The sequence below is a fragment of the Haladaptatus litoreus genome (genome assembly GCF_900156425.1).
Taxonomy (GTDB): Archaea; Halobacteriota; Halobacteria; order Halobacteriales; family Haladaptataceae; genus Haladaptatus; species Haladaptatus litoreus.
The window spans coordinates 40,824-62,369 of sequence record NZ_FTNO01000007.1 but is presented as its reverse complement, the minus strand read 5'-3'; the positions used below and the strand labels follow the sequence as shown (position 1 = coordinate 62,369).

General features: G+C 57.4%; 23 protein-coding genes and 2 pseudogenes. 5 read left to right on the top strand and 20 right to left on the bottom strand.

Annotated elements, in window-relative coordinates; genetic code table 11:
* Positions 1 to 35 precede the first annotated feature (35 nt).
* Positions 36 to 533 (top strand): winged helix-turn-helix domain-containing protein, encoded by a 498-nt coding sequence (locus BW974_RS21585; protein WP_076432884.1) that lies wholly within the window; start codon positions 36 to 38, stop codon positions 531 to 533.
* 54 nt (positions 534 to 587) lie between these two features.
* On the top strand, positions 588 to 917 hold the full coding sequence (locus BW974_RS21580; RefSeq protein ID WP_139328980.1) for a toxin-antitoxin system TumE family protein: 330 nt from the start codon (positions 588 to 590) through the stop codon (positions 915 to 917).
* Positions 918 to 936: 19 nt separating this feature from the next.
* Here the strand turns inward: BW974_RS21580 and BW974_RS21575 are convergent, their stop codons facing one another.
* From BW974_RS21575 to BW974_RS21565, 4 genes are all read right to left on the bottom strand, one after another.
* A complete protein-coding gene (locus tag BW974_RS21575) occupies positions 937 to 1,269 on the bottom strand; it encodes a SprT-like domain-containing protein (protein ID WP_245800263.1) in 333 nt (110 codons plus the stop codon).
* 546 nt (positions 1,270 to 1,815) lie between these two features.
* Positions 1,816 to 2,013: a hypothetical protein gene (locus tag BW974_RS25070; RefSeq protein WP_139328979.1), complete on the bottom strand. Its 198-nt coding sequence runs from the start codon at positions 2,011 to 2,013 to the stop codon at positions 1,816 to 1,818.
* A 68-nt stretch (positions 2,014 to 2,081) separates the two neighbouring features.
* Positions 2,082 to 2,324 (bottom strand): hypothetical protein, encoded by a 243-nt coding sequence (locus tag BW974_RS21570; RefSeq protein ID WP_076432880.1) that lies wholly within the window; start codon positions 2,322 to 2,324, stop codon positions 2,082 to 2,084.
* Positions 2,325 to 2,563: 239 nt separating this feature from the next.
* Positions 2,564 to 3,574, bottom strand: coding sequence for a sodium:calcium antiporter (locus tag BW974_RS21565; RefSeq protein WP_076432878.1), 1,011 nt, complete (start codon positions 3,572 to 3,574; stop codon positions 2,564 to 2,566).
* Positions 3,575 to 3,796: 222 nt separating this feature from the next.
* Between BW974_RS21565 and BW974_RS21560 the strand changes: the two genes are divergently transcribed.
* Positions 3,797 to 5,182, top strand: a complete 1,386-nt coding sequence (locus BW974_RS21560) for a phenylacetate--CoA ligase family protein (RefSeq protein ID WP_076432876.1) — start codon at positions 3,797 to 3,799, stop codon at positions 5,180 to 5,182.
* Between the two features lie 238 nt (positions 5,183 to 5,420).
* On the opposite strand, the gene BW974_RS25065 is transcribed toward BW974_RS21560, so the two are convergent.
* From BW974_RS25065 to BW974_RS25960, 4 genes and pseudogenes are all read right to left on the bottom strand, one after another.
* Positions 5,421 to 5,780: a hypothetical protein gene (locus BW974_RS25065; protein ID WP_076432873.1), complete on the bottom strand. Its 360-nt coding sequence runs from the start codon at positions 5,778 to 5,780 to the stop codon at positions 5,421 to 5,423.
* A gap of 407 nt (positions 5,781 to 6,187) precedes the next feature.
* Positions 6,188 to 6,715: a DUF7342 family protein gene (locus BW974_RS21545; protein WP_076432870.1), complete on the bottom strand. Its 528-nt coding sequence runs from the start codon at positions 6,713 to 6,715 to the stop codon at positions 6,188 to 6,190.
* Positions 6,716 to 6,801: 86 nt separating this feature from the next.
* A pseudogene (locus tag BW974_RS21540) lies at positions 6,802 to 7,221 on the bottom strand (SprT-like domain-containing protein); the annotation flags it as partial.
* 666 nt (positions 7,222 to 7,887) lie between these two features.
* Entirely contained in the window at positions 7,888 to 8,271 is a 384-nt protein-coding gene (locus BW974_RS25960) for an SWIM zinc finger family protein (RefSeq protein WP_175609778.1), read from the bottom strand.
* Positions 8,272 to 8,389: 118 nt separating this feature from the next.
* On the opposite strand from BW974_RS25960, the gene BW974_RS21530 reads away from it, so the two are divergent.
* Both BW974_RS21530 and BW974_RS21525 read left to right on the top strand, forming a co-directional pair.
* The gene (locus tag BW974_RS21530) at positions 8,390 to 8,647 is read left to right on the top strand and encodes an AbrB/MazE/SpoVT family DNA-binding domain-containing protein (RefSeq protein ID WP_076432868.1); all 258 of its coding nucleotides are present in this window, start codon (positions 8,390 to 8,392) and stop codon (positions 8,645 to 8,647) included.
* Entirely contained in the window at positions 8,647 to 9,075 is a 429-nt protein-coding gene (locus tag BW974_RS21525) for a type II toxin-antitoxin system VapC family toxin (RefSeq protein WP_076432866.1), read from the top strand. Before BW974_RS21530 ends, BW974_RS21525 begins: the two co-directional genes overlap by 1 nt.
* A 409-nt stretch (positions 9,076 to 9,484) precedes the next feature.
* Here BW974_RS21525 and BW974_RS26770 read toward each other — a convergent pair.
* The 12 genes and pseudogenes from BW974_RS26770 to BW974_RS21465 all read right to left on the bottom strand — a co-directional run.
* Positions 9,485 to 9,703 (bottom strand): annotated as a pseudogene (locus BW974_RS26770) (SprT-like domain-containing protein); the annotation flags it as partial.
* Between the two features lie 24 nt (positions 9,704 to 9,727).
* Positions 9,728 to 9,910: a hypothetical protein gene (locus BW974_RS26765; protein WP_076432864.1), complete on the bottom strand. Its 183-nt coding sequence runs from the start codon at positions 9,908 to 9,910 to the stop codon at positions 9,728 to 9,730.
* Positions 9,911 to 10,142: 232 nt separating this feature from the next.
* The gene (locus tag BW974_RS21510; RefSeq protein ID WP_076433228.1) at positions 10,143 to 11,315 is read right to left on the bottom strand and encodes an AGE family epimerase/isomerase; all 1,173 of its coding nucleotides are present in this window, start codon (positions 11,313 to 11,315) and stop codon (positions 10,143 to 10,145) included.
* Positions 11,316 to 11,397: 82 nt separating this feature from the next.
* Entirely contained in the window at positions 11,398 to 12,417 is a 1,020-nt protein-coding gene (locus tag BW974_RS21505; protein ID WP_076432862.1) for an NAD(P)-dependent oxidoreductase, read from the bottom strand.
* Between the two features lie 24 nt (positions 12,418 to 12,441).
* Positions 12,442 to 13,242: a sugar phosphate isomerase/epimerase family protein gene (locus tag BW974_RS21500; RefSeq protein ID WP_076432860.1), complete on the bottom strand. Its 801-nt coding sequence runs from the start codon at positions 13,240 to 13,242 to the stop codon at positions 12,442 to 12,444.
* Positions 13,239 to 14,618 (bottom strand): glycerate kinase type-2 family protein, encoded by a 1,380-nt coding sequence (locus tag BW974_RS21495; RefSeq protein ID WP_076432858.1) that lies wholly within the window; start codon positions 14,616 to 14,618, stop codon positions 13,239 to 13,241. The genes BW974_RS21500 and BW974_RS21495 overlap by 4 nt, the downstream gene beginning before the upstream one ends.
* Positions 14,619 to 14,639: 21 nt before the next feature.
* Positions 14,640 to 15,974, bottom strand: a complete 1,335-nt coding sequence (locus BW974_RS21490; RefSeq protein ID WP_076432856.1) for a glucoamylase — start codon at positions 15,972 to 15,974, stop codon at positions 14,640 to 14,642.
* 16 nt (positions 15,975 to 15,990) lie between these two features.
* Positions 15,991 to 17,136: an ABC transporter ATP-binding protein gene (locus BW974_RS21485; RefSeq protein ID WP_076432854.1), complete on the bottom strand. Its 1,146-nt coding sequence runs from the start codon at positions 17,134 to 17,136 to the stop codon at positions 15,991 to 15,993.
* 36 nt (positions 17,137 to 17,172) lie between these two features.
* Positions 17,173 to 18,351: an ABC transporter ATP-binding protein gene (locus BW974_RS21480; protein ID WP_076432851.1), complete on the bottom strand. Its 1,179-nt coding sequence runs from the start codon at positions 18,349 to 18,351 to the stop codon at positions 17,173 to 17,175.
* Positions 18,352 to 18,354: 3 nt separating this feature from the next.
* Complete coding sequence (locus BW974_RS21475) at positions 18,355 to 19,254, bottom strand: carbohydrate ABC transporter permease (RefSeq protein ID WP_076432849.1); 900 nt, start codon at positions 19,252 to 19,254, stop codon at positions 18,355 to 18,357.
* A 3-nt stretch (positions 19,255 to 19,257) separates the two neighbouring features.
* Entirely contained in the window at positions 19,258 to 20,163 is a 906-nt protein-coding gene (locus BW974_RS21470) for a carbohydrate ABC transporter permease (protein ID WP_076432847.1), read from the bottom strand.
* Between the two features lie 39 nt (positions 20,164 to 20,202).
* Positions 20,203 to 21,537 carry an ABC transporter substrate-binding protein gene (locus BW974_RS21465; protein ID WP_076432845.1) on the bottom strand — a complete coding sequence of 445 codons (1,335 nt, stop codon included), beginning with the start codon at positions 21,535 to 21,537 and terminating at the stop codon, positions 20,203 to 20,205.
* Positions 21,538 to 21,546 lie beyond the last annotated feature (9 nt).

The following is a 21,546-nucleotide window of genomic DNA, read 5'->3' as shown; positions in this document are numbered from 1 at the left end:
TAAACTATTTTACGTAGTGGCACTCAGTATTACGTATGACCGATATCAACGAGCAAGTCAAAAAGGAATGGAAAGCCACCACAACAGGCAGGGAGCGAGTCAAAGAGATACTCACCGAAACCACGGAGTATACAAAAGCTAGTGACATCGCGAAGCAGGCCCTAGTAAGTGAGCCAACTACCAGAAAATATCTGACTGAACTTGTCGACGAAGGTATCGGTAGCACTCACCAGGATGGACGTACAACGCTATACAAGCGTAATGAAGGCCATCGCATCGACAACCGTATTAAAGAACTCCGCAGGACCCACTCGCATCGAGATCTCATTGCAGGAATCCAAGAGATGAACGAGACACTGCAGGAATTTAGAGAAACCTACGACGTCGGGAGTCCAGAGGACCTCGCAATCAAGCTGGAACCTGGTGATGACGGGTGGAGCGATCTTGGGAAATGGCGGTCAACGAGACAAAATCTCGCTCTTGCAAAAGCTGCGCTGCAAGTAGATGAGGCCCATCGGCTCGCGGAAGCCTGATTCATGACGGACGATTGGACGTATGTCGATACTGGAGCTCCGGATCAGGATCTCATGAAGAGAGCACGAACAGTTGCCCAAGAGTACGAGCCACTCATTACCGATTCAGAGTTTGATAACGCTCTGAATCCGGAGACGCTTCATCTCTACGTCGAAGACGGGATTACTACCGATGAAGGACGGTTTGATATCACGTGGACGGACAAACACTACTACCGCTATCATTACACCGAAGGAGGGTTAACTGGTACCCACGGTGATGCTGTCCCGTCCTGTATCAAGGTCACTGCAGTGCGACTCGTCACCCTCGCCGTCCTCCAACTATGGCGGGATGCGGTGGATGCTGGCGATCCTACACACCTCCAGCAACCAAATCCCCCATAACGTACGATCTCGGTGAGAACTACGTGAACGAGAATCGGTCAGTGGTTGTTGGCCTTCTCGACGTATAGTGACCCACCGCACTTGCTACAGCTGTACTGTTCGGGGGTACGTACCGCCTTCGAGCGTTGATACCGGGGAAATCGACCGCCGCAATCCTCGCAGACGAGCCACCACACTTAGATCTAGTGAAGCGTTCGCAGTGTTTTGAGGTCTCGAGATCGTCTGTCCAGCGGGTGAACGTTGCGCCGTGATCCGCGTCGCCGAACTCGTGATACTGCCACGCATGAATGAGTTCGTGGCGCACCGTCGAACTGAATTGCTCCCATCCGAGTTGCTCGTAGGCCTTCCAAATCAGCGAGATCGTAATCTCATCTGTCTTGGAGTGGTCGGTGTCTTTCCCTCTGTTCGTTGCGGACGACTATAGTTTGTCTCGTTCTGGAAGGTCTAAATACTGTGGATAACTCAAAAATCCACAAATATAAATATGCGTGATTATTTTTAATACTAGACATAGTTATATTGATAGTCATCCTTGAGATGAATATGGCAATCTCAGAAAAAGCCGGAGTTCGAAGTAGCAACATGGGAGTATGGACAGGTGTGGGTATTGCAGCAGGGGCTGCTATTGGAGCAGCAACAGGTGATGTTGCTATGTGGACTGCGCTTGGTGTCGCTGGCGGGGTTGCTATGGGAGCTACCCAAAGCCGACGATAGACACCCCGCTATTTGTCCCACCTTAGTTCAGAGCCTTCTGGGGATAGCAGACAAATTCGTACCGGCCAGGTGTATCAAACGTATGTATATATCGGCAGCCGCAGTGGCGGGTTCGCATATTGTTCATCCATTATTTGATCGAAATACATTAGGAAAATAGAGAAAACTTCCGTGGCCAGCTATCTTAGCAGTCGTCTTGAGAATCTTTTTCTGAGGGCGGCTCCTCTGACGCGGAGTTTTGAGAATCATTGTCTGCATTCGTTGCAACGAGATTCCCATCCAGATCTAACAGTGCGACTGTATCAGAGCCGTCATTGTTGAGCATTTCTTTTTCGTAGCCAAGAGTATTATCAGTACCAGTAACTGGCAGACCACCGAGCATGATCGTCTAGGTTCCACCAGCTCGAATAGTGTTGTATTTGCTCTCTGGGATTTTTCGTCGCTGATTTTTCATCTGCTGAATGGTTGTATTTCGTCACCCCCGACTGCCAGTTCGTCCGGTACAAAACCCCTCCAGTCGATCGCTTCGACCAGCAGGTCCGGGAAGTACTTGACGGCGATGTTCGTTGCGTGCTGTCGTGCTCGGTCGAGCAGGTCCGTCGGTGTCTCGGGTGTATCGTCGGTCGTTGTATCCGTGCTTTCCGTCAGCGTTCGCTGGTTGGTAATCTCCGAGAACGTCAATTGGCGTACCATGGATAAAAAGGGCTGAATCGGTAGTTAGTTCGGGAGTTCTTTCTGTCCCGTTCGCACGCACGGCCAGCATGGGAAACCATTGAGACCGTCACAGTCGCGGTCGTTTGGTTCGGAGTCGTCTCGCTCGTCGATAGGGGGCGATCTACTGGTTGTCTCTGGGGTTCTCGTGGCCTTCGTTGGTGACGCGAACAATCCACACGACGAACGTTTGTTATGTATCACGACGGAGTGTCGATCGGTTAACCCCAGGGGAGGGTCCGAACGACGCCGGTGGTTTCGAGTATCATCCAGCAGAGAAAGAGAGTGTAGCCGACAACCAAGCTGTACGCTTCTGTTGTGGTCAATTCCATTGACGTTCGGAGAAACGAAAACAGAATTACGGTCGCGACGACGAGCACCCCCATCATTGGAACGGCGAGCGCGAAATCGACCGGTGCTGCTCCGGCGATAAGCACACCCGCCGGGATTGCCACAAGCAGGTCGAAGGTATTGCTACCGAGTACGTTCGCGAGGCTGGTGACATCCTCGTCCTTACGGGCGGCCTGCACGCTGACGAATGCATCTGGAAGACTCGTCGCCGCCGCGAGTATCGTCAGTCCCCACAAGAACGGTGGTGTTCCAAACGCCTCGCCGAAAGTGAGTGCGGCCCGGACGAGCCCCTCCACGGCGATGACAATGACGACGAGACTCGTGATGAGACGAAGCCACTCTTGACCCACACGGATGCTCGTCACCTGAGGGACGCCGTACTCTCGAGAATCGAGATATTGGATGAAGACGTAGAGCCCGTACAGACCGATCAACGGAAGAACGAGCAGCCGTGTCACTTCCCCGGTAAGATCGCCGCCACCGAGTGGATTGTAGATGACTGCCAACGCGAAGGTCAAGAGGAGCGAGGCAACGGCGAGCATATAAAAGAGCGCCTCCTTGTAGACGACATCTCGACTCGAGGTATACCGGTCGGTGACCAATCCGCTCACCCCTGGAATTACGAGAATATTGAATATCGCTGACCCAACGATGGCACCGACTCCGAGGTCGAACTCTCCGTGCAGCAGCGTCGAAAGGACGGTGCTCGACAGCTCCGGGAAACTCGAACCAACGGCAGTGATGATTGCCCCCTGCACGATGGCGGGTAAGCCGTAGTACGCGGCCAATTGTTCGCTTGCATCTTCGAGCCACCCACTCCCTTTCCAAACGACAGCGGTGGCGACGATGGCAACCAGCGTGGACCAGAGCAGCCCTTCCATCACCTATTCATCGACAGCAACGATTATCAATCGATACCAAATTTTGGATGTCGCTATGAGGTCCTCCTGTACACCACGATAATCTGTGACAGGAAAATATTAGGAATATTGTCTACCGGCTAGCTTGGAACGTGCCAAGAACAAAGTCTGTCCCGGGCGAAGTGTAGATGAACTACGAAGCACGGAGAATTTCAGAACGATCGTCCTATCGAAGCGATCATCATGAATCCGATTACAAAAGGAAAGATTACATTCAAAATCTGGCGTGCCAGGCGAGCAACTCGCTCGCAAATCGATATACAACAACAACGACGGCTGGAGAACATACTGTCGTTCGTCCGGCGACAGTCACGGTTCTACAAGCAACACTATGCGGATATCCCTGACGAAGTTACCAACCTCGAAGCGTTCCCACCGGTAACGAAGTCGGTGCTGATGGAGAATTTCGACGACGTGGTCACGGACACCGCCGTGACGAAAGCCGAAATCGACGAATTCGTCGCCGACGAAGCGACGATCGGAACGCGTTTTCTCGATCGGTATCCGGTCTGGGTAACGTCTGGGACAACCGGCGAACCGGGTATCTTCGTTCAGGATGAGACCGCACTAACCATCCTCAACGTCGTCCCGGATCGGTGGACACTACCGGTATTACTTGGTGTCGAGCAGTTCAGCCGAATCGTCAAGAACGGTGCTCGTGGTGCAGAGATTGCAGTCACCGGTGGTCATTTCGCTGGTGCGTCTGGAGTCGCGCTAATGCGCCGTGAGTCCACGTTCTACCGAAATCGCATTGAAATGTTCTCGCCAATGCAGCCGATGTCTGATCTCATAGACAAACTCAATCGATACCAGCCAGCCTTCCTCGTTGGCTACTCGACCGTTCTCGTTGAACTGGCACAAGCCCAACGAGATGGTCGCCTCGATCTCGATCCGGTATTCATTGCCCCGACTGCGGAGCCAATCTCGGGTCCAGAAAAACAGGAACTTGTACGGGCATTCGATTGTGTGGTGCGTGAGATCTACGGTGCCACGGAGTTCTTCCCGATTGCGGTTGAGTGTGAACATGGAAACCTCCACGCTAATACTGACTGGGTGGTTCTCGAGCCAGTTGATGAGGAGTATCAGCCGGTCGAATTCGGTGAGCCTTCCGATACCGTGCTGATAACGAACCTAGCAAACCGAATTCAACCGCTCGTCCGATACGACCTCGGTGACAGCATCACTATGTACGAGGAGCGCTGCCCATGTGGGAGTGCGTTTCCCATCATCGAAGTCGAAGGACGGCAAGGGGACGTTCTCCGGTTCGAAACCAATGATGGAGAAGAAATTCCGATTTTTCCACTCGCACTCTCCAGTGTTGTCGAGGAAGTGTCGGGGGTACATCGAGCGCAAATCGTTCGTACAGCCCCCGCCACACTCCAAGTTCGCGTTGAGGGTACTTCTGATACGACCGAGCGAGACGTCTGGGCGCAAGTCGAGCAGAACCTTCACTCGTTTCTTCGGAACCAGGGAATCAGTGGAGTGGCCATCAAAGCCGCATCAAAGGCACCACAACGGGATACACGAAGTGGGAAATTCCGTCACGTTTGGTCCGAATTGGAGCGCTAGACCACGTTTTTCGGAGATCAACTGTATCGAGATATGTCAGTCGAGCCGTTCGACCGTTTCATTGGTTCCGTCCACTCGGACATGGTTGCCCATTCCAAGTTTACTCGTCGTTCTGTTGACTCGAGACATGGTTTTGATCTATCGCACTCGGAGCAGTGGTGTACACAGCTATCCGCTAATCGGGGGGATAAGAAACGTAGACACAAAAGAAATTGATCGATAGTGAATGGATATGAGGTTAGTTCGGTAGTTCTTTCCGCCCCGTTCGCACGCATGGCCAGCAGGGGAAGCCACCGAGGCCGTCACAGTCGCAGTTGTCTGGTTCGGTCTCATTGTCCTCCGATAGAAAGGCCTCAAGCGTCCCGTCGTCGGTTGCGGTTTCGACGGCGGCCATGTGTTTGCAGAAGGTGGTGCGGTGAACGTGGTGCGGGCACGTGCAGGCCATCAGGTCTTCAGTCACGTCGTTGATGGACACGGTGTACTGGTGTTCAGCGGGGTTCTCGTGGCGCTCGTTGGTGACTTCGACGAGTCTGGGGAATAGATCTTGAAGAGATTGGTTTACTGAGAACTCCTCACTAGTGGTCGTTCCAAACTTCACCAACTCGGTCGTCCACGCGCTCGAGAACCGAATCTATGACGGTGATAAAATCGGTCGGGAAGTCTCGGTCAAACAGCATCCTCCGTACGTGCTTTCGGTGGTTGATGGAAGTGGTCTCGGGAATTGTGCGGGTTGTCGTGCCGATCCCATCGACACATCCACGCTGTGCCGCCTCTGTCCTCCCGGTACGTAATATTGAAATCACCATTCGTGTAGGCACGGATCTCGAATACAACCTGTTGAATTGTGTCAGGAAAGTACTGACGATCAAACCACGCTACGACCGACTCCGGTCGCTCGTGCGGAAAGACAGAGACAGACTCAACGAGTGAAAGCGTACCCAATCGACGAGCGAGATGGCGTAACAGGGTCTCATCGAGTGTTTTCTCGGTATCGTCGTTCATCGATCAAGCGGACGCTTGTGTGGTGTTGTCGTGGTTCTGTCGTGCCTGTTCGAGTTCTTCGATTCGCCGTCGAACGGTTTTCCACTCTTGCAACTCTGACCAGACATCCTCGACATCAGCATAGTCTGCATGATCGAGTGCATCCACGTGGTCGGGCCCCTTAGCATCGTATTTTTCGCGGTAGCGCCGCTCTTTTTCGATCAACGTGTTTAATCGCTGTTCGAGTTCCTCCATGGGGAGTCCACGTAGCCGATGAATCCGTCGCCATTGGAAATAATCCTCGTCACGGACGAATTCGTCTGGCGTCTCGTTGGTCTGCGTTAGCATCCCGATTTCCGTGAACCACTGCAGGTAGTCTCGAGCGGTTTCCTTCGAGACATTTGCTCTGTCGGCAATCGCAGCAACTCGTGTTGGCTCATACAGCTGCAGGGCAGTGGTGTACACCCGATCTCGTGTAGATTCGTTTTCCCACGTTTCGGTCCATTCCTCGGCGAGACTTGGTGGCTTGGGTGGGGTATCGTCTGAGGTCATATCCTATTCTTCGCACTACTACAGCATATATCTTGCTCGTGCTTAAAATATTGAGTAGTGAATACGAGTTATCGATTTTCGTGATGTTACTGACCGACTCCCTCCTGGACGTGAATCGACCCACCGCACTCACTACAGCTGTACTGGTCAGGGTTACGTACCGTCTTTGAACGTCGATAGCGGGGAATCCGACCGCCGCAGTCCTCACAGACGAGCCACCACTTTGGCGTGGTGAAACGTTCGCAGTGCCGCGAGGTGTCGAGGCGGTCCGTCCAGCGGGTGAATGTTGCCCCGTGATCCGCGTCGCCGAACTCGTGATACTGCCAGGCGTGGATGAATTCGTGCCGGACAGTCGCACTGAATTGCTCCCAGCCGTGGTGTTCGTAAGCCTTCCAGGTCAGCGTGATCGTGATTGCCTCTGTTGTCGGGTCGTACTTCGTGACGCCCGCCTGTCGTTGGGCTTGGTGTGAAACCTCCCAGTCGATTGCTTCGACCGGTAGGTCAGGGAAGTGCTCGGCGGCGACGTTCGTTGCGTGTAGCTGTGCTCGGTCAAGGAGGGCTGTCGGTGTCTCCGGTGTATCGTTGGTCTCAACAGTTAGAAACTATATCAGTAGAAAGAGAACAGTGAGAGATGTCGGATTAACAACTGCCGAGATTCCGGAAGTCGCTCTGGTTACATTTTGAACAACGGGATGGTTTCGAGATAAAGGTGGTACCGCATTCTTCGCATTCAAAAATATCACCGGCCGCCCGTACCTGCTGTCCCGTCTGCCGAGACGGTTTTTCTGAACTAAAAGCACCGCGTAACCGATGTAGTATTTCCATAGCAACGTATAGACACTTGCTCTACATCCATAGGCTTTATCACCAAAATGCCATAATGGCTTCCATCATTACTGTATAGAATATTGTTAATGAAGTCGGCTCACCGGTTATGAGATGCCGCTGAAACCCTCATACTCGCACTCCTTAGGTTCGTCATTCTTCACCCTCTAAGGAAAGTCTCAAGCATCCCGGGAAGTACTCGGCGGCGATATCGGCCGCGTGCTGTTGTTATTTCCCTCAGGTGTATCGTCGGTCGCTGCATCCGTGCTTTCCGTCAGCGTTTACTGGTCGGTGATATCTAAAAACGTCACTTGGCGAGACATGGATAAAAACAGCTGAAGTGGTGGTTAGTTCGGCAGTTCTTTCCGTCCCGTTCTCACGCATGGCCAGCACGGGAAGTCACCGAGACCGTCACAGTCGCAGTCTTCGGGTTCGGTCTCGTCCTTGGAGGGGAAGGCCTCAAGCGTCCCGTCATCGGTTGCGTGTTCGACGGCGGCCATGTGTTTGCAAAAGGCGTTGCGGTGGACGTGATGCAGGCACGTGCAGGCCATTAGGTCTTCAGTCACGTCGTCGATGGAGACAGTGTACTGATGGGATTCAGGGTTCTCGTGGCTCTCGTTGGTGACTTCGATGAGTCCGGGGGCATCGACGTCGACGGAGAACTGTTCCCACTGTGCGCGTTTCTGTGCCGTCTCGTCAGCTTCAAGGGCTGCGGATTGTTTTGTACTCATGGTCTTCGGGTAGCACTTCAGAAGACCGGTGCCGAGTGTTGGCGCACCCGTAGGGTTCACGAATCATCACGCTACATGAGGCGCAACATGTATCAGGTGAGAGCTTGTACTACCGAGTATGGCAACCGAAGAAACCAAGGTCAGCGACCGGGGAATGGTTACGATTCCGGCGTCGCTCCGCCGACGGCTCGACATCGAACCGGGCGACAAACTCCGCTGGAATGCGGACGATGAGGGAAACCTCTCTGTCGAGGTTGTCAAGCAACGCTACGGGGCGTTCGACGACTTTGAGCCGGTGTCAATGGGTGGTAGTGGGTCCGAAACGCACGACCTCGCGGGTCACGAAGAAGATCCTGCCTTCTTCGAGAACAACTGATGGCGGTTGCAGTCGTCGATACAGGCGTTCTCATCGGGATGGCGGATACTGATGACCAACACCACGACAGTGCTATGGAGATTGTTCGCGGGATGGACCACGGTGATCTCCCGACAGGGAGAGTAACGAACTACATTGTTCTCGAAACCCTCAATTGGATACACAACCGGAAGCGCCACGGGACGGCAGCAGAGACGTATGAGCGGTTGAATCAGTCTGCTGGATTCGAAATCCTCCACGCGGCACAAAAGGACTTCACCAGCGCTGTCACCCTTTTTCAGACCTATGATGGCCTCTCCTTTGGGGACGCGACAATCGTTGCGTACATGCAGCGAGAAGGCATCGAGTATCTGTACTCGTTTGATGATGACTTTGACGTGATCGAGGAAATCACTCGTCTAGAGACACCAGATAATCCGTTCAACTGATTATAGAGACCAGTCTTGCCTTGGCAGCTCAGATTGGTAGTGCAAATCTTTTGTAAGGAGTTCAAATCTTTCCTAAGGGCTTCCAAGGGGTTTTGGACAACTATAGTACGAGAGGAGCTTCACGAAGGTTATCGGAGGTTAGTATAAGCTACTAACCAAGTCTCGCTCTAAAACTCGAAGCAAAAGCGATGGCAATAACTCACGGAGAAAGCAATAGCCCGTGATAATTTTCCTCGTGTCTACTCCTTATCACGAGAACGACTTAAACAAGAATTGGTTAGTGACCGTCCGCTTCCTCGACGTGTAGTGACCCACTGCAGTTGCTACAGCTGTACTGTTCGGGGTTACGTACCGTCTTCGAGCGTCGATACCGAGCAATCCGACCGCCGCGATCCTCGCGAACAAGCCATCAATTTGGCGCGGTGAATCGCTCGCAATGCCACGAGGTGTCGAGGCGGTCTGTCCAGCGGGTGAACGTTCGCCTGTGATCGGTCTCGTCGAACTCGTGATACTGCCAGGCGTGAATAAGTTCGTGCCGGACGGTGGCGCTGAATTGCTCCCACCCGTGCTTCTCGTAGGCCGTCCAGGTCAGCGCAATTGTAATCTCCTCCGTTGTCGGGTCGTACTTCGTGACGCCCGCTTAGCGTCGGGCTCAATGTGAAGTCTCCCACTCAATCGTTTCGACCGGCAGATCCGGGAAGTGCTCGGCGGCGACGTTCGTTGCGTGCTGTCGTGCTCGGTCGAGCAGAACTGTCGCTGTCTCGGGTGTATCGTCAGTTGGTGCATCCACGCTTTCCGTGAGCGTTCGCTGGTCAGCGATCTCCGAGAACGCCATTTGGTGAGAAAATGCTGGGCAAGCCCGTAGTACTCGCCTTCGTATACGTCGAAGCCTCAAGTCGCTTCGACTGTCCCGTAGGTATCAATAGCGGAAGTGAACACACCCCATGTCCGGTGAATCCAGAAACCGACACTGAAGGTCTCTGCATATTTATGCAGATGGCAAAATAATCAGACAGTTTCAAATAGACCCAATCGAGAACTAACAGGAAGAGCGGCGTTAAGCTAACTCAAAACGCATCCATTGCAACGAATGCGTTACTGATGGGATGGTAGCCCGGTTCAACTGCCATCCCGCGGTTCGGGTCGTCGCGGTCATTCGTCGGGGACAGTCGCTCGAACCAGTTTCCGTGTCGGGGGTTGACAAAGTCCGATTCCCCATACTCCCATAGTCGATCGTACCAGTCTAAATACGCCTCGTCGTCGCGCCCGAGGAGTGCCGCCGCTCCGATGCCCTCGGTTATCGCCCAGCCGTACTTGTCCGCAACGACGGGCGCACCGTCCTCGTCCACAGTGTAGTAAAATCCCCCGTGTTCGTCGTCCCACCCAGTTTCAATCGCCCAGTCGAATAGGTCGCGTGCGGCGGATTCGAGCCACGGATCGTCGCAGAACTCGGCGAGAAGCGAGAGGAGTTTCGACCACTCCAGATGGTGACCCGGTTGGTAGCCCCAGGGGCGGAACTGGTGGTTCGGTTGGTCCTTGTTGTACTCCATATCGTGTGTCCAGTCGGCGTCGTAATGTTCCCAGAGTCGGCCATCCGTCTCCGCCGCGAGGTCCCGAGCGATTCGCTCCGCGATACCGTACGCACGGTCGAGATATCGATCCTCCTCGGTCACGTCGTAGGCGACGATCATCGCCTCGCAGGTGTGCATGTTTGCGTTCAGGCCGCGATATGGGGCAACCGCCTCCCATTCGCCGTCAGCACGGTCGGCGTACACTCCCTGCTCTGACTCCAAGAAGTGCCGATCGAGGGTTTTGACTGCGCGTTCGAGTTCCGTCTTCGCGCCCGGAATTCCTGCTTCGAGCGCCCGTGCACTGGCAAGCACGACGAATGCGTGGCCGTAACAGAATCGCGTGTTGTCTGCGGTGTCGCGACCGTCGAGTATCCAGTCGTAACCGCTGTTCTCAACGTCCCACTGGTGGTTCGAGAGGAACGACAGGCCGTGTTCGGCCGCCGTCCGACACCAGACGGGACCGTCGATGAGCGCGCCGACGCTGAAGTTGTGGACGGCCCGTGCGGTGGCGACGAGGTGTTTCGTCCGGCCGTCGTAGATGAAGCCATCGCGTTCATCAAGTTGGGCGACATACCCGCCGTAGCGAGTGTCGATGCAATCGGGGTAGTAGAAGTTCAGGACGCGGAGTATCTCGCGTCGAAGCAGTCGGGGGTTGCGATAGTTGAGCATTGTCATGAGTCGTGATCTCGTCGGTGGTATTGAAAGGATTCGGCTTCGTTTGGAAGAGTATACAGCGTTGGACGGGTGACAGTCAGGGCGAACTGAAGTGTGCAGCGAGGTGTTCGGCCCACCGCTCGTTCGCGTCCCGCGTTCGTCCTGCAATGTGGGGAGTATGGACGACATTGTGACGCCCGAGGAGCAGGTCGTCGAGTGAAAGCGGTTCCTCATCCCATACGTCCGCGGCGAGGACGATTTCGTCAGCGAGCACCCGTTCACGGACAGCGTCCATGTCGCAGATTCCGGCCCGTGTGACGAGGATGAGTATCGCCCCATCCGGGAGCGCGTCGATGTGATCAGCCGTCACAACGCCTTCTGTCGCGGGGGTCAGCGGAATCGTCGGGGCGAAGACGTCGGCATCGCTCACGAGTTCCTCCATGCTGTACACCCGCCGCGTGCCCGTGCTGTGGAAACACGGTTCGTCGGCGAACGGATCGTAGGCCGCCACATCGGCGCCGAGATGGCTCGCCGTCGCGGCGTAGCGACTGCCGATGTTGCCAATTCCGGCGACACGAACGCGCTTCCGTGCGACGGTGCCGCTCACGAAGTTCGGGTCATCCGCGAACTGGTGGCCGCGCGCGCCGGGCACCTCGTTGTCCAGTTGGTCGAGGTCCCACGCGTCGTGTGTCTCGGTCATGGCGGTGTGTTTTTGCGGGATTTGTCGAAGCGCGTCGATGGTCAGTCCAATACCGAACTCGGACACCGACTCGCTCCAGAACCCCTCCTTTGTGTGGTCGTGGACCGTCACGCCGCGGTCGCGGAGGTAGTTGGCTAGCTCCTCGTCCACGCCGTACATGGAGTCAGTCATCACGAACGTCTCCGTCAGGTTCGTGAACGCTTGAAGATCGGAGACAGAAGCACGGACGCCGAGCGAGACGAGCACCTCGACCGATTTGGGTGAGGAAACGGCCTCGCTCAGGTTCGTCCCCCTCGTTTCGGGCAGTCGAATGAACTCGACGGAGGTCCTATCTTCGGTCCAGAGTCGGTGCAGGTGGTCCGCGGCGAGCGGCCACACGTCTTCGAACAGCGGGTCGACGACAATTGTGCGTGTCATGGTGAGTTTTAAATGTCAGTAGTTCTATTCGAATAAGTACTGCATGGTGTCAAGTATGTCTGGCGGCATCCGGTGTGGTTCGGCGTTGTACGCCGGAATTTCGGCGGAAATCCATCCATCGTAGCCGACGTCCGAAAGCGCGGCGACGACGCTGTCCCAGTCGATGTCCCCCTGAAGAGGATACGTCGGTCGGTGAGCGTCCGTCAGCCAATCCTTGATGTGAACCTTCGAAATCCGATTGCCGAGTTCACGAATCCAGCGGTCGGGCAAGCCCCAGCGGAAGCCGTTGCCCACGTCGAAGTAGGCGGAAACCAGCCCAGCTGATTCGACAGCGTCGAGGAATTCGACGAACTCGCGCGGCGAGTACAGGAAGTCATTTTGGACATTCTCGATGCCGACGCCGACGCCGGCGTCCGCCGCGTAGCCTGCGATTTCGCGCACCGATTCGACCGCGCGGTCGTAGTCGGCGTCGTAGTCTGCACCAGGGGCGATGACCGCCGGAACGATGAGAATCTCCTCGGCGTCGAGCGTCGCGGCCGCGTCCACCATCTCCCGCGCGATGTCGATACCCCGCCGCCGTTTCTCCTCGTCGGCGCTCGACAGCGGATACTCCCAGTGAAGCGTGGTCGAAACGGCTGGAACGTCGAGTTCGTGTTCGACAGCGGTCTTCCGAATCTGCTCGCGTCCGTCCAGCGTCGTCAGCAGGCCGTTGGCTTGGTAGTTCGGTTCGACGCCGTCGTATCCGGCGTCGGCGAGGATTTCACACGTTGTTTCGATGTCCGATGCCGGAAATCCAGCTTGATTGAGCCCGTATTCGTGTTTCATGAGGTCCAGCGTCGTCCGTCGCTCGTTCGCTTCCGTTCTCGTTCGTCCCTGTCATCATCCGCCTGCCCGATAACGACGGCCCGCAAATCGTTGACGTTGGTTCCCGTCTCGCCGGTTTCGATGAGCGCGTTTCGGTCGTCGAGGAACGGATACGCGTCGTGGTTTCGCAACGCGGCGCGTGCGGCCGCCTGCTGCTCGGGCGAAATCGTCTCGTAGTCCACGAGGGCGCCCGCAGCGTCCGTGCTGCCGTCCAAACCGTCGGTGTCGATGCCCGCGACGACGATTCCGGGACGGTCGATTTCCCGCGTCGCGGCGAGGGCAAACTCCTGATTCGGCCCACCGACCCCGTCGCCGTCCACGGTAACCGTCGTTTCGCCTCCGGAAAGGAGAACCGCGGGCGGGTCGAGCGGATTACCGGTCGCGAGACATTCGACGCCGATTGCGGCGTGCGTGCGGCCGACGTCCGACGCTTCGCCGCCGATGCGGGACGACAGGACGAGTGGCGTATAGCCGTGTTCGCTTGCTTGGTTCGCCGCCGCGTTGAGTGCGGTCCAGTTGTCAGCGATGACGTGGTTCGTCACGCGCTCGAAGGCGTCGGCTTCGTCAGGTTCGGCGGCGGTCGTTTCCCGCCCGTCGAGCGTCGTTTCGATGTCCTCCGGAATAGCGTCAAGGAAATCATGGAGAACCGCGCGGGCGTTCTCTGGCGTCGCCTGTCCGGCATACGTCGGCCCGCTGGCGACCACCGACGGGTCGTCGCCGATGACGTCGCTCACGATCAATCCCACGACGCGGGCAGGGACGGCGGCGCGGGCGAGACCGCCGTCTTTCACACTCGACAGCGCGCGACGGACGGTGTTGATGTCGTGGATGTCGGCACCGGAACGGAGCAGACCGTCCGTGACCGTCCGAAACGAATCGAGCGAGATACCGTCAGCAGGGGCGGAGAGGAGTGCGCTGCCGCCGCCTGAAATCGCCGCGAGGACGAGCGTCTCACTGTCAGCGTCACGGGCGGCGTCAAGAATGTCCCTCGCCGCGTCACGGTTGCGTTCGGTCGGCAGCGGATGGTCACCGGGGCGAACCTTGATTCGTGTCGTTTCGGCGGGCGTGTCCGTCACGACGATGCCGTGGGTCAGATGCTCGCCGAGGACGGATTCGAGGCTTGCCGCCATCTCTCCGGCGGCGTTCCCCCCGCCGAGGACGACGACGCGCGAGAAGTCATCGAGGTCGAACGTCTCGCCTGCGACGGTGAGCATCGACCCGTCACGAGAGAGGGTTCGGCGGACGACTTCCCGCGGCTGTGCGGCGTCGATACCCGCGTGCAGGCAATCGAGCGCGACGGTTCTCGGCGACGGTGGCTTGGTGTGGTCGTGAGTCATCGGTTTCCACTTCGGGTTTTCTTACGTTTCGTTCGCGTCCCGTGTTAACAGTGCAGTTAGATACTCGGCGTGGCACCACGCGAGCGGCATGGCGAACCGAACCACGTCGCGGTCCTTCGTCTGTGCTTCGAGGTCGCGGTAGGCCTCCTGCATGTGACCCAGTTCTTCGGCGACGAAGTCAAAGGACACGTCGCGCAGGACGTCCTCGTCGAACTCCTTCTCGAAGTCGAGTCCCGTATCCCACTCGTTCTCCATGAACGCCTCGAACCGTCGTCGAGTCGTGAGGTGTTCGGGAATGTGGCCCTCTTCGTTCGCGTGGCGTACGATCGTTTCGAGGACATCGTTTCCGCGGTCGGTTTCGCCGTTCACGAACCGGTACTGTGCGTGCCACGCGGTGTACTGCAACCACGGTCCGTTGCCGCCGTGTTGGTGGACGTCGAAATCGCGGTAGAATCCCATGAATCGCTGGATACCGCCAATTTCCGGGTCTTCGAGCGCCGTTGCGCTCCTGTTCGCCGCCTCGTGAAGCGACTCTCCGAAGAGGTCGCCGAGGCCGAAGTAGAAGGGAGCGAACAGCGTCACGTCGGGTCGTGTGTCGAGTTCTCCGGACGGAGCGTACCGCCGTGGGACCTGTGCCGGACTCGTGAACGCGCGTTTCACGCCGCCTTCGAGGTGCGACCGGAACGTGGAAACGTGCTGTTCGACGTCCTCGGACTCCTCGGGGAGGAGCGAGAGCGCCCGTTCGATGTCGCGGAGGGCGGACACGAACACGCAGTTGACCCACAGGGTGTAACCGGATTCGATGCGGCCCTCGTGAATGCTCGTCGTGCTCTCGACGAGATGGGCGTTCGAGTCAAACAGGTCGTCGTGAATGTGTGAGACGGAACGGTCCGCCGCCTCGATGACGTCCTCTCGAAACGATGCGTCGGTCGTTTCGAGCGCGTCGGTCGCATCGAGGGCGAACACGGCATTGGCAAGGATTTGGAGGCCGTGTCCGACGTTGTCCTCCTGCTTGTAGATGCCGCGGTCGGTGCCGTCGAGGGCGTATCGCTGTCGCCACCGCCCGTCCTCTTCCTGTGCGACAAGGAAGAATCGGGCGACGTCGAAGATGTGTTTCCGACACTGGTCGGGACGAACGCCCGTTTCGACCGCGTGAAGCCACGCCTTCGTGATGCAGGCGATGTCCCGCGGATAGGCGTAGGGATAACGGTCGTCCGGGTCGCTCGCGAGCGGGACCGACCCATCGCAGTCGGCCGGATAGACGAGGTCTTCGAGGACGTCGAGGTGGAACGTCGGGTCGTCGAGGGCGGTTGTCGGCGAGTCGTGAATCGTGTTGTTTGTTATATTATGTGACATTTATTGGAAAGCGTGGTCAGTTGGAGATAGAGGGTCGATGTTTCCGCTCGTCAGAAAGCCCCCGCGTTTTGCGTGCGATGCCGGAGTCCGAGTCGAAGAGGAACACGTCCCGCGGGGACACCGTCACGCCGAGCTTCTCGCCCGGGTCCGGATAGGTGTCGGACGGGACACGCGCCATCACGTCCTGATTGGCAACCGAGAGGTGGATGAAATTATCGTTCCCTTGGTACTCCGAAACCGTGACAGTCGCGGTGAACGTCCCTTCGGCGGGGTTGTCGAACAATTGAACGTCCTCTGGCCGGAGTCCCAGCGTTACGGTGTCTCCGTCCGCGAGAGAAACCGTATTCGGCGGAACCGTCGCGAGCGTCGTCCCGCCGTGGTGGAACGCCAGTTCGCTTCCATCCTCATGGACCGTCGTCTCGAAAGTGTTCATCGAGGGACTGCCGAGGAACGTGGCAACGAACTCGTTTTCCGGGTGGTCGTAGGCCACTTCCGGCGGCGCGACCTGCTGGAGTTCGCCGTCGTTCATCACAGCGATTCGGTCGGCCATCGTCATCGCCTCCGTCTGGTCGTGGGTGACGTAGACCGCCGTGACGCCGAGGTCGGTCTGCAACTGTTGGAGTTCCGTCCGCATGCGGGCACGGAGTTTCGCGTCCAAATTCGACAGCGGTTCGTCCAGCAGGAACACGTCCGGATCGCGGACGATGGCCCGCCCAAGCGCGACGCGCTGTTTCTGCCCGCCGCTCATCTCTTCGGGTTTGTCGTCCAGCAGTTCGGTGATGTCGAGAAGTTCGGCGATTTCGTCCACCTTGCGGTTTCGCTCCGCCTTGCTCAGATCGGTCGAGTGTTTTAGCCCGTAGGCCATATTCTCTCGCGTGTTCATCTTGGTGTAGAGCGCATAGCTCTGGAACACCATCGCGATGGAACGTTCGCTCGGCGCGAGGTGTTGAACCTCGCGGTCGCCAATGGTGATCGTCCCGTCGGTTACGGTTTCGAGTCCGGCGAGCATCCGGAGCGTGGTGGATTTCCCACAGCCGGATGGCCCGACGAGGACTAGAAACTCGCCGTCATCGATGTCGATGTCGAGCGAATTGACCGCCACTTCGCGGCCCTGTGCGTCGTCGTAAATCTTCGTGAGGTCGTTCAGTTCAAGCGTCGCCATTCGTCTCACCTCCGTGGTCGTATTCCGTAGTTCGGTTCATCGAATCGCCTCCCCCATCGCGTCGAACGCATGGAGTTCCGTCCGGTCGAACGCTACGTCGACGCTCGTACCGGGCGAAACGCCCTCGGGAAGCGCCCGAACGCGGGCGATGAACGTGTTGTCACCTCGCGCGAGTTCGAGTTCGTAGGCGTTGCCGAGCGGTTCGATAACCTGCACGGAACAGGTCACGGCGTTCGTCAGATTCTCCGAGTCCGGTTGGGAGACGTTCGCCACGTCCTCGCCGAGCGTTTCGAGCAGATGCACGTCCTCGGGTCGGACTCCGAGCGTTTCTGTGTCGGCGGGAAGCGCCGCATCGAGCGAGACGGCGTCGCCGTTCGGCAGGAGCGTGACGCCGTCGTCGACGAACACGTCGAAGAAGTTCATCGGCGGGTTGCCGATGAAACCGGCGACGAACTCGTTTGTCGGCGTCTTGTAGATCTCCTCGGGGGTTCCCACCTGTTGCAGTTTGCCGTCATCCATCACGGCGATGCGGTCGGCGACGCTCATCGCCTCTTCTTGGTCGTGGGTGACGTACACCGTGGTCGTTCCCAGTTCCTGCTGGAGTTCCCGAATTTCGAAGCGCGTTCGAACCCGGAGTTGTGCGTCCAAGTTCGACAGCGGTTCGTCCATCAGGAACGCCTTCGGTTCACGAATGATGGTTCGACCGACCGCGACGCGCTGTCGCTGGCCGCCCGACAGTTGGCCGGGTTTCTTTTCGAGGAGGTCCTCGATTTCGAGGAGTTCGGCCGTGTGTTCGACTTTTGCATCGCGTTCCTCGTCCGTAACGTCCATCTTCCCGAGCGGGAATTCGAGGTTGCCGCGGACGGTCTTGTGCGGGTAGAGCGCGTAGCTCTGGAACACCATCGAGAGGCCGCGCTCTTGTGGAAGCGTCCGCGTGACCTCCTCGTCGCCGATGTCGATGCGTCCGGCGGTCGGCGTTTCGAGTCCGGCGATCATCCGGAGCGTGGTCGATTTGCCACAGCCAGACGGGCCGAGAAGAACGAGGAACTCGCCCGGTTCGATGTCGAGCGAAAGGCCCTCGACGGCCAGCACGTCCCCGTATGACTTTTCGATGTCTGAGAGCGTGATTCCGGCCTGTTTCGTCTCGACCGCAGACTGGTTCGTTTCCGTACTGGAAGCCGATTCCGCGTCAATTTCGGTCGTTTCGGAGGACATTGGTTAGCCCTCCACCGAACCGAAGGTGAGGCCTTCGACCATGTATTTTTCGAGGTACACGAACATGATGATGATCGGAATGCTCGTCAGCAGCGATGCAGCCATTATCTGTCCCCACACCTGGTGGAACCCTGACGAGAGTGCGTCCAGACCGATAGGAAGCGTGAACGTCGATTGGGACTGGAGGAAGATGCTGGCGAAGAGGTACTCGTTCCACGCGATCATGTACGTGTAGATGAACACGGCCACGATGGCGGGTGCCGACAGCGGGAGTGTGATGCGGAAGATGACTTCCAACCGCGAGTAGCCGTCCATCATCGCCGCCTCCTCGATTTCCGGTGGGACGCTCCGGAAGTAGTTCCCGAGCATGTACAGCGACACCGGCAGCGTCTGGACGAGGTACGTGATGACCAGACTGCCGAGGTTGTCCACGAGTCCCATCCAGACGATTATCTTGAAGAGGGGCACGACCAGCAGGATACCCGAGAACATGTACACGAGCAGGACGCCGCGCGAGAACAGGCCTCGTCCGGGGTAATTCAAACGGGCGAAACTGTACGCGCCGAACGTCGAGACGACGACGGACATCCCCGCGGTAATCACCGAAATGATGAGGCTGTTTTTGAAGTACGTGACGAACGGGAACGTCTCGGGGCTGAAGACGCTCTCGTAGTGTTTCAGCGTCAGGTCCTGTGGCACGAACGACGGCGGGAGCGAGTAGATAGCGCTCTCCGGCATGAAGCTCGTGACGACCATCCAGTAGAACGGAAGGAGCGAGACGAACAGCGTCAGCGCTATCGCCCCATAGAACACGACCCGTTCCCACAGGCTGGTTTCGATGCGACTTCGTCCGAAGGCGTTACTGAAGCCCTCGGACACCGTAGCGAGTATCGTTTGTATCATGTGTTACCACTCCAGAATCCAGCTGACGTACACGAGCACGAACATCATCAGCGCGACGAAAAGCACCATCGCGATGGCGGCCGCCTGCCCGTGATTGTAGTTTGCGAACGCCGTCTGGTAGGCGTACAGCGACAGGGTGTTTACCTTCTTGGTCAGCAGCCAGATGTCGGCGAACTTGTTGAAGTTCCAAATCCAGCGAAGCAGGAAGACGGTGGCGAGGACGTACTTCAACTCGGCGAGTGTGATGTCCTTGAACCGGGCGATGTATCCCGCACCGTCTATCTTCGCCGCCTCGTACATGTCGCTCGGAATCGCTTGCAGTCGAGCGATTATCATTAGGAACGCAAACGGGAAGTAGCGCCACGCGTCGAATGCGATGACCGTCCAGAGCGCGGTTTTCGCGTTGTTCAGCAGGTCGATGTCCCCGCCGTAGATGCCGAGGACGTTACTGAGGAAGTACGGAACCATGCCGTACAGTGGGTCCAACAGCCACTGCCAGACGTAGGCCACCGCGATGAGCGGGGCGACGTACGGCAACAGCATGAGGCCGCGGACGAGGCGACGGCCGCGGAATTTCCGGTTGAACAGAATTGCGACGCCGAGTCCGCCGACGGTCGCGAGCAGGTCGCTGAGGAGCGTGAAGATGACAGTCGTTTTGAGCGCATCCCAGAACTCGCCGCTCGAAAGGAGAGTTTGGTAGTGTTCGAGACCGACCCACGTCGGGGAAGCGTCAGGTGACAGGGGGACGTTCGTAAAGCTCAGGTAAACGTTATAGAGGACGGGGTACACGATGACCGCGGCGACCAGCAACAACGCCGGTGCGATGAGCAGATAGCCGAGAATGGCCTCCTTCTGCTCCACGGTATAATCGCCGTCCAACGACAGCTTCGTACGATTTGCTAAACTCATGAGTAAAATTGGGTCATGGTCGGTTTCAAGCGAGATCGATTACTCCTTGATGGCGTCTCGCATCTTCTTCGCCTGCTCTTTGGCGACGGTGTCGGCGCTCTCGCCGTCCGTCACGCGGGAGATAGCCTCGGCGACGAGGAACTTGTTCGTGATGTTGCCGAGTTCCGGGAACGCCTTGCCGTCGACGTAGCCGAAGCGCTCGATGTTCTCGAAGGCGGCAGACACGTCCTCCACCGTCGAACCCCACGCTTTCAGCGTCTCGTTGTCCTTGAACTCGTCGCTGCTCGCGGTTTTCTTGAGAACGGGGTTCATTCCGCCAGGGGCCATGTGGAGCCAGTCGACGTACTTCTTCGTCATCATGTACTCACACAGCGTCTTTCCGGATTCGAGCTGGCTGTCTGAGGCCGACTCAAAGAGGTTGAGACCGACGATTTGGCCGAACGAGCTCTTGCGCTTGTGTTCGACGTACGGGGCAAAGCCGGTGTCCTTCACCATCTTCTCGCCCTTGTCGACGAGGTCGCCCATGATGAACGTCGAGTACTGGATGAGGTGGGACTGTTCGTTGAGGAACGTGTTGTTCGCGGTCTTCCACGTGTCCTTGCCCGGCGGCGTGTATTTCGAGAGTTTGCCGTAGAAGTCGAGGGCCTCTATCATCTCTTTGCTGTCGAATACGATGTTGCCCTCCTTGTCGAACACGCGTGCGCCGTTCGAGCGGGCGAAAGGCGTGAAACACTGACGGGCGAACGCCGTCTTCTTCGTGCCGACGACGATACCATACTGGTTCTTATCGGGCTTGTGGAGCGTCTTTGCCGCCTTCAGCATGGCGTCCCACGTCGTCGGCTGTTTCAATCCGTTGTCCTCCAAGACACTCTTTCGGAACCACATCCCCTCGACCCACCCGTACATCGGAATCGCGTAGTGGCCGCCGTCGGGCGCTTTCGTGAGGTCAAGTGCACCTTTGTAGAACTTGTCCTTACCGATAGAGCTGATGACGTCGTCGGCCGCTTTCGTCGAGAGAAGACCGCCGCTGCCGAGCTTTTGCATCGGCGAGAGGCCGAACTCCGCGACGGTCGGAAGCGTGTCGGATGCGCGGGCTGACGAAATCCGGGTCGGCAGGTCGTCTTCCTTGACCGCGTTCATCGTGACCTTCGCTTCGTGGTTCGATTCAAACGAGTCGAGGACGCCGTTGATGACCTTCTTGCGGTCGTTTTCCACGTTGCTCGTCCAGAAAGTGATGTCCTTGGATTCGCTGTCACTACCACTGCCGCCGAGACTGCCGATACAACCGGCGAGCGCCGTTACGCCAGCCGCCCCGCCGAGTGATTTTAGCACCGTACGTCGCGTTTTTTCCCCGTGTTTGTGGTCGCCTGTCATAGGAACTCT

Coding starts and splice junctions, on each gene's coding strand:
- BW974_RS21525 (WP_076432866.1), top strand. CDS start 8,647: ATGGCGGTTGCAGTCGTCGATACAGGCGTTCTCATCGGGATGGCGGAT.
- BW974_RS25960 (WP_175609778.1), bottom strand. CDS start 8,271: ATGAGTACAAAACAATCCGCAGCCCTTGAAGCTGACGAGACGGCACAG.
- BW974_RS21585 (WP_076432884.1), top strand. CDS start 36: ATGACCGATATCAACGAGCAAGTCAAAAAGGAATGGAAAGCCACCACA.
- BW974_RS21490 (WP_076432856.1), bottom strand. CDS start 15,974: ATGTCACATAATATAACAAACAACACGATTCACGACTCGCCGACAACC.
- BW974_RS21480 (WP_076432851.1), bottom strand. CDS start 18,351: ATGTCCTCCGAAACGACCGAAATTGACGCGGAATCGGCTTCCAGTACG.
- BW974_RS21530 (WP_076432868.1), top strand. CDS start 8,390: ATGGCAACCGAAGAAACCAAGGTCAGCGACCGGGGAATGGTTACGATT.
- BW974_RS21500 (WP_076432860.1), bottom strand. CDS start 13,242: ATGAAACACGAATACGGGCTCAATCAAGCTGGATTTCCGGCATCGGAC.
- BW974_RS25070 (WP_139328979.1), bottom strand. CDS start 2,013: ATGCTCGGTGGTCTGCCAGTTACTGGTACTGATAATACTCTTGGCTAC.
- BW974_RS21505 (WP_076432862.1), bottom strand. CDS start 12,417: ATGACACGCACAATTGTCGTCGACCCGCTGTTCGAAGACGTGTGGCCG.
- BW974_RS21570 (WP_076432880.1), bottom strand. CDS start 2,324: ATGGTACGCCAATTGACGTTCTCGGAGATTACCAACCAGCGAACGCTG.
- BW974_RS21545 (WP_076432870.1), bottom strand. CDS start 6,715: ATGACCTCAGACGATACCCCACCCAAGCCACCAAGTCTCGCCGAGGAA.
- BW974_RS21580 (WP_139328980.1), top strand. CDS start 588: ATGAAGAGAGCACGAACAGTTGCCCAAGAGTACGAGCCACTCATTACC.
- BW974_RS21465 (WP_076432845.1), bottom strand. CDS start 21,537: ATGACAGGCGACCACAAACACGGGGAAAAAACGCGACGTACGGTGCTA.
- BW974_RS21470 (WP_076432847.1), bottom strand. CDS start 20,163: ATGAGTTTAGCAAATCGTACGAAGCTGTCGTTGGACGGCGATTATACC.
- BW974_RS21510 (WP_076433228.1), bottom strand. CDS start 11,315: ATGCTCAACTATCGCAACCCCCGACTGCTTCGACGCGAGATACTCCGC.
- BW974_RS26765 (WP_076432864.1), bottom strand. CDS start 9,910: ATGGCGTTCTCGGAGATCGCTGACCAGCGAACGCTCACGGAAAGCGTG.
- BW974_RS21495 (WP_076432858.1), bottom strand. CDS start 14,618: ATGACTCACGACCACACCAAGCCACCGTCGCCGAGAACCGTCGCGCTC.
- BW974_RS21475 (WP_076432849.1), bottom strand. CDS start 19,254: ATGATACAAACGATACTCGCTACGGTGTCCGAGGGCTTCAGTAACGCC.
- BW974_RS21565 (WP_076432878.1), bottom strand. CDS start 3,574: ATGGAAGGGCTGCTCTGGTCCACGCTGGTTGCCATCGTCGCCACCGCT.
- BW974_RS21485 (WP_076432854.1), bottom strand. CDS start 17,136: ATGGCGACGCTTGAACTGAACGACCTCACGAAGATTTACGACGACGCA.
- BW974_RS21560 (WP_076432876.1), top strand. CDS start 3,797: ATGAATCCGATTACAAAAGGAAAGATTACATTCAAAATCTGGCGTGCC.